Source organism: Halomonas sp. TG39a (assembly GCF_000744395.1).
Classification (GTDB): Bacteria; Pseudomonadota; Gammaproteobacteria; order Pseudomonadales; family Halomonadaceae; genus Vreelandella; species Vreelandella ventosae_B.
Window position 1 is genome coordinate 278,133 of the sequence record NZ_JQLV01000001.1, and the last position, 14,893, is coordinate 293,025.

The 14,893-nt window shown below is 57.5% G+C and carries 15 protein-coding genes; 6 read left to right on the forward strand and 9 right to left on the reverse strand.

The window, feature by feature from the left end:
- Nucleotides 1–88: 88 nt before the first annotated feature.
- The 3 genes from U738_RS01280 (at nucleotide 89) to U738_RS01290 (ending at nucleotide 3,185) form a co-directional block, all read left to right on the forward strand.
- Entirely contained in the window at nucleotides 89–583 is a 495-nt protein-coding gene (locus U738_RS01280; protein ID WP_035576636.1) for a CIA30 family protein, read from the forward strand.
- Between the two features lie 83 nt (nucleotides 584–666).
- Complete coding sequence (gene aceK / locus U738_RS01285; RefSeq protein WP_035576637.1) at nucleotides 667–2,427, forward strand: bifunctional isocitrate dehydrogenase kinase/phosphatase; 1,761 nt, start codon at nucleotides 667–669, stop codon at nucleotides 2,425–2,427.
- A 44-nt stretch (nucleotides 2,428–2,471) separates the two neighbouring features.
- Nucleotides 2,472–3,185 (forward strand): SIR2 family NAD-dependent protein deacylase, encoded by a 714-nt coding sequence (locus U738_RS01290; RefSeq protein ID WP_035576638.1) that lies wholly within the window; start codon nucleotides 2,472–2,474, stop codon nucleotides 3,183–3,185.
- 5 nt (nucleotides 3,186–3,190) lie between these two features.
- On the opposite strand, the gene bioA is transcribed toward U738_RS01290, so the two are convergent.
- From bioA to bioB, 6 genes are read right to left on the reverse strand one after another with little or no spacing between them, the layout of a single operon-like run.
- Entirely contained in the window at nucleotides 3,191–4,462 is a 1,272-nt protein-coding gene (bioA, locus tag U738_RS01295; protein ID WP_035576639.1) for an adenosylmethionine--8-amino-7-oxononanoate transaminase, read from the reverse strand.
- On the reverse strand, nucleotides 4,459–5,148 hold the full coding sequence (gene bioD / locus U738_RS01300) for a dethiobiotin synthase (RefSeq protein WP_035576640.1): 690 nt from the start codon (nucleotides 5,146–5,148) through the stop codon (nucleotides 4,459–4,461). Before bioD ends, bioA begins: the two co-directional genes overlap by 4 nt.
- Nucleotides 5,145–5,927, reverse strand: coding sequence for a malonyl-ACP O-methyltransferase BioC (gene bioC, locus U738_RS01305; protein ID WP_035576641.1), 783 nt, complete (start codon nucleotides 5,925–5,927; stop codon nucleotides 5,145–5,147). Before bioC ends, bioD begins: the two co-directional genes overlap by 4 nt.
- Nucleotides 5,924–6,652, reverse strand: a complete 729-nt coding sequence (locus tag U738_RS01310) for an alpha/beta fold hydrolase (RefSeq protein WP_035576643.1) — start codon at nucleotides 6,650–6,652, stop codon at nucleotides 5,924–5,926. Before U738_RS01310 ends, bioC begins: the two co-directional genes overlap by 4 nt.
- Nucleotides 6,634–7,797 (reverse strand): 8-amino-7-oxononanoate synthase, encoded by a 1,164-nt coding sequence (gene bioF, locus U738_RS01315; RefSeq protein ID WP_035576644.1) that lies wholly within the window; start codon nucleotides 7,795–7,797, stop codon nucleotides 6,634–6,636. Before bioF ends, U738_RS01310 begins: the two co-directional genes overlap by 19 nt.
- On the reverse strand, nucleotides 7,784–8,878 hold the full coding sequence (gene bioB / locus U738_RS01320) for a biotin synthase BioB (protein WP_035576645.1): 1,095 nt from the start codon (nucleotides 8,876–8,878) through the stop codon (nucleotides 7,784–7,786). Before bioB ends, bioF begins: the two co-directional genes overlap by 14 nt.
- A 158-nt stretch (nucleotides 8,879–9,036) precedes the next feature.
- Here bioB and U738_RS01325 point away from each other — a divergent pair, with 158 nt between their 5' ends.
- From U738_RS01325 to U738_RS01335, 3 genes are all read left to right on the forward strand, one after another.
- A complete protein-coding gene (locus tag U738_RS01325) occupies nucleotides 9,037–9,342 on the forward strand; it encodes a hypothetical protein (protein ID WP_035576646.1) in 306 nt (101 codons plus the stop codon).
- Nucleotides 9,339–9,818, forward strand: a complete 480-nt coding sequence (locus U738_RS01330; RefSeq protein WP_172821688.1) for a hypothetical protein — start codon at nucleotides 9,339–9,341, stop codon at nucleotides 9,816–9,818. The genes U738_RS01325 and U738_RS01330 overlap by 4 nt, the downstream gene beginning before the upstream one ends.
- 98 nt (nucleotides 9,819–9,916) lie before the next feature.
- Complete coding sequence (locus U738_RS01335) at nucleotides 9,917–10,726, forward strand: tRNA-uridine aminocarboxypropyltransferase (protein ID WP_050713910.1); 810 nt, start codon at nucleotides 9,917–9,919, stop codon at nucleotides 10,724–10,726.
- Here U738_RS01335 and U738_RS01340 read toward each other — a convergent pair.
- The 3 genes from U738_RS01340 to trkA all read right to left on the reverse strand — a co-directional run bounded on the left by U738_RS01340 (nucleotide 10,667) and on the right by trkA (nucleotide 14,885).
- Complete coding sequence (locus U738_RS01340) at nucleotides 10,667–11,941, reverse strand: TraB/GumN family protein (RefSeq protein ID WP_035576647.1); 1,275 nt, start codon at nucleotides 11,939–11,941, stop codon at nucleotides 10,667–10,669. The genes U738_RS01335 and U738_RS01340 overlap by 60 nt on opposite strands.
- Before the next feature lie 69 nt (nucleotides 11,942–12,010).
- Nucleotides 12,011–13,459, reverse strand: a complete 1,449-nt coding sequence (locus U738_RS01345; protein ID WP_035576648.1) for a TrkH family potassium uptake protein — start codon at nucleotides 13,457–13,459, stop codon at nucleotides 12,011–12,013.
- A gap of 52 nt (nucleotides 13,460–13,511) precedes the next feature.
- Complete coding sequence (trkA, locus tag U738_RS01350) at nucleotides 13,512–14,885, reverse strand: Trk system potassium transporter TrkA (RefSeq protein WP_035576649.1); 1,374 nt, start codon at nucleotides 14,883–14,885, stop codon at nucleotides 13,512–13,514.
- Nucleotides 14,886–14,893: the final 8 nt, after the last annotated feature.

Sequence of the window (14,893 nt, forward strand, 5' to 3'; positions counted from 1 at the left end):
GAGCCAACGATTAGGCTACTGTGATAAGCCCCTGGCGGTAAGACGCCAGGGGCTTTTTCTTATCTATTAACCGTTACGAGGTGGCCTTATGGCGCTGACCTTTAATAATCCTGGCGAACAGCAGCGCTGGTACGCGGTTGACGATGGTGTCATGGGCGGTGTTTCCCATAGCGGGTTTAGCGTTATCGAGGGTGAAGGCCGGTTTCATGGCGACGTGTCGTTGGAAAACGGCGGTGGCTTTGCCTCCGTTCGTCGCGAACCCAACGATTTTGAACCCACGCTGGCGGATGCCCAGGGCATAGCGCTAACCGTGCGGAGTGATGGCCGCACCTATCAACTTCGCCTGAAAAGCACCTCTCTGGGCGATGCTTCCGCTTACCGCGTGAAATTTACCCCTGCCCAGGATACCTGGGAAACGCTGCACTTCCCCTGGAGCGCCTTTGAAGCAGTGCGGCGGGGAACCGTGTTAAGCGACGCCCCCACTATTAAACCGAGTGATATTTACCAACTTGGCTTCTTAATCGCTGACCGCACCGCTGGGCCTTTCTGTTTGCAGGTCAAGCGTATTGAGTCTGTGAGCTAACGCGCATGGGCTACCCACCAAGGTCGTCTCGCATGTAGTGTGCCGTTACGCGAAGCTGGTAGAAATAATCAGGAGTTTAGCCAGTGAAACACTCACCGGGGCAGCGCTTAGCGACAACGATTTTGCACGGCTTTGACGAGTATCGTGCGCGCTTTAAAGAGATCACCTTTGACGCCAGCCGACGCTTCCGTGAAGCTGCGTGGCGTGATGCCCAGTTGGCTTCGGCGGAGCGCATCAATCTGTATAAGGAAAAAATCGACGTCACCCTGGGGCGCTTAAAGCGTACTTTTGACCCGGAGGTGGTTTCACACTGTGAGTGCTGGCGGGAAGCGCGTAACTACTACGCCGAACTGATCAGTCACCGGCTCGACTTTGAGCTGGCGGAAACCTTTTTTAACTCGCTGTTCTGCGCCATTTTCCACCACCGCCATATCCGCAACGACTGGATGTTTGTGTATAGCTCCCGGGAGGATGCCGCCCACCGCTCGGGGATTGAACTGTGCCGTCGGCACAAGGTCAAGGGCGATTGGCAGGCCGCGCTCAAGTGGGCGCTTCTCGATGCCCCGTTGGATAATCGCTTTGCTGATATAGATCAGGACACCCACCTCGGCGCCAGCTTCTTACAGCAGCACTTACCCGCGGCGATGTTGGAAGCTGATGACACTGAAATCGAGCTGCTGAATAGTGTCTTCTACCGCAATAAAGGCGCCTACCTGGTGGGGCGTATCCGCGGTGGCGGCGAACAAGTGCCGCTGGTACTGCCCGTGCTTCATGGTGAGGGCTTTGGCGAGCAGCAGGGCGGAGACCCCTGTCTGCACCTGGATACGGTGCTCATCGAAACCGACGAAGTGTCGATTATTTTCTCCTTCACCCGCGCCTACTTTCAGGTTGAGGTACCCGTGCCCAGGGAGTTTGTCGATTACCTGCAGCAGCTAATGCCGCATAAGCCGGAAGGTGAGCTCTACGCTGCCATCGGCTTCTTCAAACATGGTAAAACCGAGTTTTTCCGGGCGCTGAATCGTCAGGTGGCGAAGCGTGAAGATCAGTTTATTATCGCCCCAGGTGTGCGTGGCATGGTGATGGCGGTGTTTGTACTGCCCAGCTTTCGCACCGTCTTTAAGATCATTAAAGATAAATTCGACCCGGCCAAAGACGTGACCCACGCCGTGGTGCGCGAAAAGTATCGGCTGGTAAAACGCCATGACCGGGTAGGGCGCATGGCGGACACCCAGGAGTTCTCCAATTTTACCGTACGTCAGGACCATTTTTCGCCGGAGTGCCTGGAACACTTACTGGAAGTGGCCCCCTCCACGGTGATGCTAAGAGACGACAAGGTCATCATCAAACACTGCTATACCGAGCGCATGATGACGCCGCTGAATATCTATCTGGAGCATTGCAGCGACCAAGAGCAGGAGATGGTGCTTAAGGATTACGGCAATGCCATTAAGCAAATGGCGGCAGCCAATATCTTTCCCGGCGATATGCTGCTGAAGAACTTTGGCGTTACCCGCCATGGTCGGGTGATCTTCTACGACTACGATGAAGTCTGCTACCTCACCGAGTGCCGTTTCCGGCGTATCCCTAAATCCTACGGCAATGACTTCCAGGGAGGCGACACCTTATCCATTGGGCCTAACGATATTTTCCCAGAGGAGTTTGGGCCCTTTATGTTTGCCAATAAAGCGCTGCGCGATATGTTTATGCACCAGCATCCAGAGCTCTTCGACCCGGATTACTGGCTGGAGCTGCAGCAGGCCATTATCGATGGTCGCGTCATTGACGTTTACCCTTACCGTAACAAGCAGCGCTTTGCGGGCAGCATCGGCCAGCTAGTATATTAGGTGGCTATTGTAAGGTGCAGTGAATCATAAACGACGAGGTAATCATGGCAGCAAGCCCGCATTTGGTGGTGTTTACCGGCTCGGGGATTAGCGCCGAGAGCGGGATTAAAACCTTTCGTGCCAGCGATGGCCTGTGGGAGAACCATCCGGTTGAGGATGTGGCTACCCCCGAGGCATGGCAGCGTAATCCGCAGCAGGTGTTGGATTTCTATAATCAGCGCCGCGAGCAGATTCGTCGCGCCAAGCCTAATGCCGCCCATAAAGCGCTGGCTGGCCTTGAGCATGACGGCTTTAACGTCAGCATCATTACCCAGAATATTGACGACTTGCACGAGCGAGCAGGCTCCCGCCAAGTGCTGCACTTACATGGTGAAATCTTAAAAGCGCGCTCCTCCATCGACGAACGCATGCGCTACCCGCTGCTCAAGGGGGGAATTGAGCTGGGTCATGTCTGCGATAAAGGCAGCCAGCTGAGACCCGACGTGGTCTGGTTCGGCGAGTCGGTGCCGCTATTTGCCGAGGCCTGTGAGCTTGTCAGCCAGGCTGATTTTTTGCTGGTGGTCGGCACGTCCCTGGCGGTGATGCCTGCAGCATCGCTGTTATCTTATATTGACTACGATACGCCCTGCGCACTGGTCGACCCAGAGGCGGATAGCCTTAGCCCGCCGGGAGTGCTGGCGATCAATACTACCGCTGGCGAGGGCGTTCCGGCATTGGTTAATCGCTGGAAGCAGCAGGGCAATCTACTGCTTTCCTGAGCTGTTTACTGATCCAGAAACCACGCCTTCATCACGTCGGTGATCTTTACCATCTCCGCTTCAGAGGTGATATAGGCGGGCATGGTATAGAGCCAACGGCCAATAGGGCGCAGCCAGACACCCCGCTCGCGGGCGAAGTCGCCTACGCCTTTTAACGCTTCAGCGGAGTGCGCTTCAATCACAGCGGTGGCACCGAGCACTCGAACGTCGGCCACGGCCGGTTGCGCGTTCAGCGCCTGGTCTTCGAGTAGCTCACGCTGCAGCTGCTGGCTGAGCTTCGCAATTTTGCCCAGGTAATTCTCTTCCTCGAAGACGCGCAGGCTTTCCAGCGCCACCCGACAGGCCAACGGGTTGCCCATAAAGGTAGGCCCGTGCATAAAGGCGTGCTGGGGTGTATCGCCGATAAAGGCGTCGTGGACACGATCCGTGGCGAGCGTTGCGGCGTGACCTAAATAGCCGCCGGTCAAGCCTTTGGAGAGCACCATAATATCCGGCGTGACGCCTGCGTGGTCAGCGGCAAACAGCTTACCGGTGCGGCCAAAGCCGGTAGCGACTTCGTCAAAAATTAGCAGCACCCCAAACTCATCGCACAGTTCCCTGGCGCCAGTAACATAGTCCGGCGAGGTCATATTGAGCCCGCCAGCTGCTTGTAAAAGTGGTTCCATCAACAGCGCGGCGATCTCATCATGGTGGCGCTCAAGTACGCTACGCAGGGCGCTAAGGTCGTGCTCGACCTGTTCAGCGGTGGCATCAAAAGGGGCCGTGGGGGCCGGAGCAAAATGGTGCTGGGGCAGTAGGCTGGCGAACAGACTGTGCATGCCTTCTTCAGGGTCGCACACTGCCATGCAGCCGGTGGTGTCACCGTGGTAGGCCTTCATCAGCGAGAGCATCTTGTGCTTACCGGGGTTGCCGGTGAGCACCTGGTACTGGAGGGCCATTTTCATCGCCACTTCCATGCCCACCGAACCACTGTCTGAATAGAAAACGTGGTTCAGCCCGGCGGGGGTAATGCGCACCAGCTCGCGGGCCAACTGGTCGGCGGGGTCGTGGGTTAAGCCGCCGAGCATCACATGGCATAGCTGGCCTGCCTGCTCGCGAATGGCCGCCACCAAGCGCGGGTGGCCGTAACCGTGGATCATGCACCACCAGGAGCAGGTGGCGTCCAGCAGGCGTTCGCCGCTCTCAAGCACAAAGTGAGCGCCGTCGCCGTTCACTACCTTGGGGGCGGGTGTCTGGGTTTTTAGGTGTGCATAAGGATGCCAAACCGGCGTGTTCATAACGGCTCCAGGGATAGGTAGGGGGCGGCAGTCGCGGCACTGGGGGCATCAAGATGCGGAATAATGCCTAAACAAGGGGCTTCAAGTTTGGCATTTAGATGCGCGATGTTGGCCTCAAAGCGTGCCGCGTTAGTGGCAAAAGCGGAATCCACCACGCTGCCCACCCAGCCGGCGAGTGCCAAGCCGTCGGCACGGATGGCTTCCGCCGTTAAGCGGGCATGATTTAAGCAGCCTAGCTTTAAGCCGACGGCCAGAATCACCGGCAGCTCAAGGGCCATCGCGAGGTCGGCAAAATCCTCCTGGTCGTTTAACGGCACGCGCCAGCCACCGGCGCCTTCAATCAGGGTGATATCTCTGGGTGTTTGGCTAAGCGTTTCGCGCAACAAGCTAACGATAGCGCTAACCTCAAGCGGCTGGCCCGCCTCTAACGCGGCAAGATGGGGCGCAATGGCGGGGGCAAAGGCGATGGGGTTTATCGTGGCATAGGCGACCGGCGGCACACTCTGCTGCTGTAACGCCACTGCATCATCATTCCGCAGACCTTCGCTAGTTTGCTCGCTGCCGGAAGCCACCGGCTTAAGGCCCAGCGTGCTCAACTGCCTTTGGCGGGCGGCGTGCAATAAGCCGCTCGTCACTAATGTTTTACCCGCATCGGTATCGGTGCCCGTCACAAACCAAACGTTCATGGCGATTTTTCCAATTGCAGTGTTAAACAGTGGTAGCTCACCGGCAGGCCCTCCGGCTGGCGCAACTGCTCAAAGCGCGCTTTTGCAGCGGCGATATCCGCTCGGGTAAGGCTTGTGTTCGGTCGGGGAAGCTGGGCGCCCACGCCTTTAATAGAGGCCATCACGGCTTGCAGGTCGGTGTAGTAAAAACGTTCAACGATGGCCGTTTGTTGGTTGATGGTTAAGCCGCTTTTACCAATCGCCCGTTCGACGCTGGCGCGATTAGGTGTTTGCAGCAACGCTTCGGGGCGCTGCCAGGCAAAGGCGATTTCCTCCAGGGTGCCGGGTAGCAGCGTAGTGATATGCGCCTGCCCACCGGGAGTGAGAATCCGATAAAGCTGATGCATCACTGCACCAAGATCACGGCACCACTGCACTGCCAAGTTGGAAAACACCAGATCAAAGTCATGGGCACCAAACGGCAGCGCCGCCGCGTCGCCCTGCTGCCAGTGGATATGGTCACCATAGCGCTGGCGGGCCCGTGACAGCATGCCGGGAGCTAAATCTAACCCGTACACCTGAGTGCGGGGGTAACGTTCAGCCAACCGCTGAGTCCAGTAACCGGTGCCGCAACCTAGATCGAGTATTTTATAAGCGCTGTTGGGTAGCGAATCCCACAGCCGTTGACCTATTTGGCGCTGTGCGCTGGCGAGCGCATCGTAACTTGGGGCGGCCCGAGAGAATGCGTGAGCAACCCGCGCCTGCCAGTTAGCCTCGCTGTTCAGCGTTAGAACGTTCATAAAGCCGCCATATCGGCGTTAGCCATCTGGGTGGCATGGTGGTTAATTGCAGCGGCGAGAGCCTGGGGCTGGGAGAGCATAGGACAGTGGCCAACACCGCTTAAGCGTTCGCTGGTGCCGCGCTGGTCAGGGCTGATAAATGGGTCGTGTTCGCCGCTGAGCCGTACCACCGGGCAAGGGGCTGCTGCTAGGCGTCGGCGATTATCAATCGACGCCAACCAGTCCAGGCCGGTAGCGAGTGTGGTGATGTCGGCGGGTAGCGTATCACCCAGTAAGTCACCTAGCTGCCGATATGCCTGCCGGGGGCTGGGCTCGTCTTGCGCCTGCCAGCGCAAAAAGTGTTGCCAGGTCGCGGTGGGGTCGCGCTGAAAAGCACGTCGAAAGGCGCTTAGCTCGGCAGAAGTGACACCGCCGGTTGTGCAGAAGGTATTACCCGCACCCAGTAGAATCAGCCCGCGTGGTGGGGGCAGCTCCTCAAGGAGTGCCGTCGCCAGTAACCCGCCTAACGACCAGCCGACCCATATCGCATCGCTGTCTAACGACTCGGACATAGCATCTGCCAGATCTTCCAGCGTCGCGTTGGCCCCCAGTGGGGGCGCATTACCGTAGCCGGGCCACTCAATCGTCTGGGCAGCTAGGTGGGCGGGCCAATGTGCCTCAAGCGGCTGCCAGATACGCTGGTCGACTCCCCAGCCGGAGAGCAGTATTAAACGCAGGGGCTGCATAACGCCTCGTGATGCCGGCACTGGTCGAGCGCGGCTAACAGCTGGTCAATATCGCCCCGCTGATGGCGGGCGCTTAGGGTGATGCGCAGCCGGGCTTCTCCCTTGGGCACCGTTGGCGGGCGAATGGCTCCCACGTGAATGGCTCGCTTTTGCAACTGTCCCGCCCAGCGTAAAGTGCGCGCTTCATCTGCCAAGATCAGCGGCTGAATGGGGGTGGCGGAGGTACTTAGTGGAAGCCCTAGGCGCAGTGCCTCGCGGCGAAAGTAAGCGATGTTGGCATTTAGCTGGGCGCGGTGTTCAGGTTCACCCTGAACGATTTCCAGCGCTTTGAGGGTGGCGGCGGCAATCGCTGGGGGCTGGGCGGTGGTGTAGATATAGCTGCGCGAAAATTGGATTAAGTGACCGATTAACTCGGCATCCCCGGCCACAAAAGCCCCAGCGGTGCCCAGCGCTTTGCCCAGGGTGCCGACCAAAATCGGCACCTCGGTGCTGTTCCAGACGCTGCCCACGCAGCCACTGCCATTGTCACCCAGCACGCCCACCCCGTGGGCGTCGTCCACCATTAGCCATGCACTGTGGCGTTGGCTGACAGTGACCAAGCTGGCGATGTCAGCCACATCACCATCCATGCTAAACACGCCATCGCTGACCACGAGTTTATGTGCGCACTCACTGCGCCCCAGCAGGTTCTCCAGATCGCTTGTGTCGCGGTGATGAAAGCGCCGTGAGCGGGCGCCACTTAATGTGGCGCCATCGATGAGCGATGCATGGTTCAAGCGGTCGTGGAAGATTGCCGTATGGCGATCTGCCAATGCTTGCAGCACGCCGAGGTTGGCCATATAGCCGGTAGAGAAAAGCAGCGCACGCTCGCGGCCTGTCCAGCGTGCCAAGGCGTCTTCCAGGGCATCGTGTACCGCCAAGTGGCCGCTCACCAGATGCGATGCACCGGCACCCGCGCCGTAAAGGCGTGCACCTGCCGCTTGGGCTTCGCTTATTCGTGGGTCTTGAGCCAAGCCCAGGTAGTCGTTTCCGGCAAAGTCCAGCGTGCTATTGGCGACTACCTGCCGAGTTCGCCAACGCTGTGCCAGCTGGCGATTAGCGCGGGCAGCGGTTAAGCGCTGTTGCCACGGGTCAGACACTGGCATCTACCGCCAGCTCGGCAACGCGTTCGGCACGCGCTTGCTGCTGGGCTTGTTGGGCGAGCCGTGTCGCTTGAACATCTTCGCTCTCGCAGGTTTCACGCTTTTCCGGGTGCAGGCCCAGCTTGGCAAATAGGGCGCGGTCGCGATCTACCTGGGGGTTGCCGGTGGTCAGCAGCTTATCACCGTAGAATATCGAGTTGGCGCCCGCTAAAAACGCCAGCGCTTGAGTCGATTCGGTCATCTGCTCACGGCCAGCGGAAAGTCGCACATGGCTCTGGGGCATCATAATACGGGCGACGGCAATAGCGCGGATAAACTCAATGGGGTCTAAATCTTCGACGTTTTCCAGCGGCGTGCCGGGTACTTTGACCAGCATATTGATGGGTACGGACTCCGGATGCGGGTTAAGCTTGGCCAGCTGTTGCAGCAGGGCGCTACGATCCTGGGCATCTTCGCCCATGCCAAGAATGCCGCCAGAGCAGACCTTCATACCCGCATCGCGTACGTTAGAGAGCGTTTCCAGCCGGTCGCTATAGGTGCGGGTGGTGATAATTTCGCCGTAGTACTCCGGCGAGGTATCCAGGTTGTGGTTGTAGTAATCAAGCCCGGCAGTAGCCAATCGGCTAGCCTGTTCGCCATCGACCATCCCCAGGGTCATGCAGGTTTCCAGGCCTACGGCTTTCACCTGACGAACCATCTCTTCGACCAGCAGTAAGTCTTTGTCCCGGGGGCTGCGCCATGCCGCACCCATGCAAAAACGGCTGGCACCAGCTTCTTTGGCTGCCTTGGCTTGTTCGACTACCTTTTCAATTTCCAGCAGCTTCTCTTTCTCCAGCTGGGTGTTGTAGTGGCCGGACTGCGGGCAGTACTTGCAGTCTTCCGGGCAGGCGCCGGTCTTGATCGACAGCAGGGTAGAGACCTGCACCGCGTTAGCATCAAAGTGGGCACGATGAACCTGCTGGGCTTGAAACAGCAGATCATTGAACGGCAGCGCAAAAAGCGCGTTGATCTCATCCAGCGTCCAGTCGTGACGTTGTTCATGAAGGCAATGTTCATGAAGAAGCTGTTCGTGATGCACGGTCATGGTGTAAACCTTTTTACCTTTAATAGTTGACGAGACTTTAGCGGCGTTGCGCTTTGGGTGTCAACGTTGGAAAATTTTTAGGTTTACGGTGGTGGTGAGGAAATATGCTAGCCTTTATAAAATTAGCGTGTTGAAAAAAGTAGGCAAGGAGAGCGGCTATGCGTTTGAGCGACTATCAGCGACAAATGATCGTCCAGTCAGTGAAAAACTGCTTTGGCGCCCAGGCGCGTGTAAAGCTGTTTGGTTCCCGTACCGATAATGGTCGCCGTGGTGGTGATATCGATCTGCTGATCACCACCGACATACAGGATGTTAACGATATTGTACGAGCCGAAATGCGTTGCCAAGTACAGTTGCAGCAAGCGCTTGGCGAACAAAAAATCGATATGTTGATCGATTATCCAGGTCGAGGAAATTATCCACCTATTTTCAGCCTCGCCGAACAGTCGGGGATACCACTATGAGCCAAGATGTTTCTCAACATCGCTTGCTAGATGCTTGGCGCGAGTGTCAGCGTCATCGGCATTTTATTGACTATGCGTTATCGTCTTTGCAAACACCGTTGCCACTGTCCGGCGAGAGACTTGCGTTATTAAGTGATGCTGAGATCCAAAGCTTGGATCAGTTCGTACTTCGATTTGGTAAATTACAGGATGCTATTGGGGCGCGATTACTCCCTTCAGTACTGCTGTACCTCCAGGAGCCTTTTGAAGATCGGCCTATGCTCGATAAACTTCATCGTCTCGAAAAGCTGGGTTACATCGAAGATAGTGAGCAATGGCAAGCGTTACGCATGCTACGAAATCGTTTCGCTCATGAGTACCCGGATGATCCCGATAAAAATGCGGCCATTTTAATGCTGGCGATTGAGTCGGTAGCCAGTTTGGAAGCGATTCTGAAACGTATTGACCAAAAGCTTGCACTCTCTTCCATCTCATAGCCCTGATCTCATAGATAAGCACCTAGCTGATTAGTAACCCCCTGCTTTATACTCTGCGCCCTTTTTACTGTTAGTTGTTTCCCTCTCCTGGAGCGCGGATGTCTGCTTTTGATAGCTCTTTTAAAGAAGGCTCTGTTTCTGCTGTTGGCTCTGCAGATAGCCCAACCAGTGAGCATACGCCTCCGCCGCGGCGTGAGTTTAAAGCGCGGGGTAGTTTTGTCACCCGCTGCGATCACTGCCAGCTACCCGTACTGAACTGCCTGTGCCCCTATCAGGTGAAGGCAGAGAGTCATGCTCAGGTGTGGTTGTTGACCCATCCGATAGAGCACTATAAACCGACCAATACCGGGCGTTTGATTCGCGACGTGATCACCACGACGCAGGTATTTACCTGGTACCGCGTGGCGCCGGATGCCCAGTTAGCCGCGCTGCTAACAGACCCTCGCTACGCGCCCTTTGTGATTTTTCCGGACGATCAGCCCGACTATGCGGATCGGGTGGTTGGCATAGACACGGTGCATGCGGCGAAAGCGCAGGCGCGCATTCCGGTATTTATTATTCTGGATGGCACCTGGCGTCAGGCGCGGCGTATGTTTCGTAAAAGCGCTTACCTGGATGATTTGCCGGTATTGCCACTGAAGAGTGAGCGCGAGACCCGCTATCGGCTGCGCAAGCCTGCATCAAAAGCGCATTTATGTACTGCGGAAGTGGCGATCGAGCTGCTGCGCCAGGGCGGGGATACCGTTGCTGCGGACGTGCTGGACGATTACTTTGAGGTGTTTAACGACAGCTACGCGGCGAGCCGATTGCATCACAAAATCGACCCGCCGACAGCAGCAATGCGGCGCCTAGCCGCCAAACAATGTACCGGCGATTCTGAACCCGGCTACCCAGGTACCCACTGCTGAACCTAGCGTGGCGAGAATAAACACCAGCAGGGTGCGCGATACGCGGTTTTGCCACCAGCCTTTCAACTGGGTGACATCGTGGCGCAGCGATGAAAAATCGCGCACTTTGGGTTTGCGCATATAGAGCTCAACCCCGGCGGCTACGAAGCCAGCACCGATGGTCGGGTTTAGCGATGTCAGCGGGGCAGCAAAAAAGGTGGCAATAACGGTCACTGGGTGTGCCAGGGCGATAATCGTCGCGCCGCCGGAGAGAATGCCATTAATCAAGAACCACTCAAGTACCAGTTGCCAGCCCAGGTCGGTGTTGCGCGAAAAGCCAATCGCAAAGCCGGTGAGTACCAGTGCGGTAATCAGCCAAGGTAGCGCCTTCCAGAGCTTAGATGGCGGCGGGGTGGCTTCCAGCGATTCACGCTCTACTTTTGGGTCGGCGGGCAGTGGGGCTTCAAGGTGTTCGCCGGTGCCTTTGAGGTGACCAGCACCGATCACCACCAATACGTGTTGATAGCGCCCTGGCGGTGCATCTTCGGCCAAACGCAGCGCCATATAGCGGTCGCGCTCGCGAATTAGCGGCGTATAGAGCGCTTCAGATTCGGCGGCAAACTCGCTGAAGGTCGCTTCCAGCATATCGCCTTCTTTGAGCTTTTCGATGTCCTCTTTAGAGACATCTTGGCGAGAGAGCACGCTGCCAATCAGCCCTGAAAAGAGCGAGAAACGCTGCCACCAGGGCACATTGCTGTAGATACGCTTTAGGGTTAAGCCCACATCACGGTCGACCAGCAGTAACGGCAGTTTCCGGCGGCTGGCTTCTTCAACGGCGGCGCGCATTTCGGCCCCCGGCTGAATGCCGGACTGATCGGCAATCCGCTGCTGAAAAGCGCCCAGGGCCAGGCTCGCGGCGACCATGCCCGCCTTGCCTTGCCTAAATACTTGGAATAGATCCTGCTCGCCCATGGCATCCGGGTTGGACATACTGTGGTGGCGAGCATCACACAGCTCAATCGCTACCGCATCGAAAGCACCGCTATCCAACAGCGCGCGCACATCGTCGGCGCTTTCCGCCGACACATGGGCCGTGCCCAGCAGCGTGTAGCGGGTTTCACCCACAGTGATCGTTTTTAGCGGCCCGCTAGTGGCTGGAAACGTGGTTGGCGTTGCCGCCAGTGGCCCAGTGTCTCCGTGAGATGCTTCTTCGTGAGACGTATCGTCGTGGTTCATTCACAGCTCTCAAAATCAATAAGTGGGTCTGATGTAAAGGAACTTATGTGAAGGGCTTATGTGGAGGGCTTAGCGCCGCCAGAAAGCGGGCGTAAACAGCACCAGTACCGTAAAAATTTCCAGGCGGCCGAGCAGCATGGCCATAACCAATATCCATTTTGCCAAGCTGGGCATGTCGCCGTAGTTAGTGCTGGCTTCGCCTAGGGCGGGGCCAAGGTTGTTGAGGGCAGATCCCACCGTCGACCAGGCGGTTACCTGATCAACCCCGGTGGCCATGACGCCCACCAGCATTAAAAAGAACAGCATCACGTAGACCGAAAAGAACCCCCACACCGCCTGGGCAATGCTGTCGGGCACGCTGACTTTGCCCACTTTGACCGCAATCACCGCATTGGGGTGAATCAGCCGCATGATTTCGCGCATGCCCTGTTTGATGATCAAAATAATCCGAATGACCTTCATGCCGCCACCGGTAGAGCCGGAGCAGCCCCCCACGAACGCGGCCATAAACAGCAGAAAGGGCAAGGCGCCAGGCCACATTGAGAAGTCGGCGACACCAAAACCGGCGGTTGTTGCCACCGAAACGACCTGGAAAACCCCATGGCGTAGGCCGCGCAGCGTGTCGTAGGTGTCGGTTAACCACAGGGAGAGTACGGTGACTACGGACAGCGCGAGCAGAAATAGCATTAAAAAACGCGCTTCGGGGTCGTGAAAGTAGTGCATCAGGCTTTTTTCACGCCAGGCGATAAAGTGCAGGCTAAAGCTGAATGCTGAAATCAACATAAAGCCCACGCATATCATTTCAATGGCGGCGCTATCGAAGTAGCCGATGCTGGCGTCGTAGGTGGAAAAACCACCGATAGCGACAGTCGAAAAGCTATGACTTAAGGCATCGAACCAGCTCATGCCCGCTAGCATATAGGCAATCATGCAGGCGAGGGTCAGGGTGGCGTAGATGTACCACAGCGCTTTGGCGGTTTCGGTGATACGGGGGGTGAGCTTGGAGTCTTTCAGCGGCCCCGGAATCTCGGTCCGGTAAAGCGCCATACCCCCCACCCCTAGGGTCGGCAAAATGGCGACGGCCAAAACGACGATACCCATGCCGCCCAGCCATTGGAGCTGCTGACGATAGTACAGAATCGATTCGGGTAAAAAATCGATGCCGGTAATCACGGTGGCGCCGGTGGTGGTCAAGCCGGAAAACGACTCGAAGACCGCATCGGTGATGCCCAGCGAGCCTTCGCCGAACAGCATCAGCGGCAGCGAGCCGAACAGTGCCAGCACCGTCCAGAACATCGCGGCAATAATAAAGCCATCGCGGATGCGCAGCTCTTTTTGCGAGCGCCGATTGGGCAGGTAGAGCAGCAGCCCGGTGGAGACTGAGATCGCAATGCCGCTAATAAAGGCACTCCACACGCCGTCGCGAAACCACAGTGAAATCAGCGTGGGAGGGAGCATGGTTAGGCTGAACAGCATGAGCAGCAGCCCCAAAATGCGCAAAATAACCCGCAGACTCATGGTTGTCGCATGCTCCTGTTATTAGCTGCCAGTGGCAGTGATTCGAGGGTTATCAAAAGAACGTTAGACCGACTTGGAACAGACGCTCCACATCGCGAATGCGGCGCTTATCGATCACAAACAGAATGACGTGGTCGCCGCTCTCTACCATCACATCGCCGTGGGCGATGATGACCTCTTTGCCGCGTACAATCGCACCAATCGTCGTGCCGTCGGGCAGGTCGATCTCACGAATCGTGCGACCCACCACTTTAGACGACTGTTTGTCGCCATGGGCGATGGCCTCAATGGCCTCGGCCGCACCCCGGCGCAGCGAGTGAACGTTAACAATATCGCCGCGGCGCACGTGGGTGAGCAGGCTACCGATGGTCGCCTGCTGAGGTGAAATCGCAATATCGATGTCGCCGCCTTGCACCAGATCCACGTAGGCGGCGTTGTTAATCAGCGTCAGCACCTTTTTGGCGCCTAGCCGTTTGGCGAGCAGCGACGACATGATATTGACCTCGTCGTCGTTGGTCAGCGCGCAGAAGATATCGCACTCTTCGATATTCTCCTCTTCCAACAGGCGTTTGCTGGTGGCGCTGCCGTGGAGCACCACGGTGCGATCCAAGCGCTCAGACAGCGTGGTACAGCGCTCCAGGCTGTGTTCGATGATTTTGACCTGGTGGCTATGCTCCAAATGCTCCGCCAGTCGCTCGCCGATATTGCCGCCCCCGGCAATCACGACGCGGCGGAAGTCCCGTTCCACCCGGCGCAGCTCGCTCATCACCGCACGAATATCCCGGCGGGCGGCGAGGAAGAACACTTCGTCGTCGGCTTCGATCACCGTATCGCCGCGGGGAATAATCGGTCGGCTGCGGCGATAGATCGCCGCCACCCGGGTATCCACGTTGGGCATATGACGGCGCAGAAAGGCCAAGTCCTGACCCACCAGCGGGCCGCCGTAGAAGGCTTTCACCGCCACCAGTTGCACCAGCCCTCCGGCAAATTCCAGCACCTGTAGGGCGCCAGGGTGCTCGATCAAGCGGCGCACATGGTCGGTAACCACCTGCTCGGGGCTGATTAGTACATCAATGGGAATGGCTTCGTGGGCGAACAGCCCTTTGCGGGTCAGGTACGCCGTGGCGCGCACTCGGGCAATCTTGGTGGGGGTACGGAACAGCGTATGGGCGACCTGACAGGCGATCATATTGATCTCGTCGCTGTTGGTCACGGCGATCAGCATATCGGCGTCTTCGCAGCCTGCCTGGCGCAGCACAATGGGGTAGGAGCCCGCCCCGGTAACGGTGCGGATATCGAGTTTGGTGTGCAGGTCGCGCAGTTTTTTGGCGTCAGTATCAACGACGGTGATGTCGTTTTCCTCGCGGGCGAGGTGTTCTGCCAGTGTGCCGCCGACCTGGCCGGCGCCGAGAATGATGATTTTCATTGCTGAGC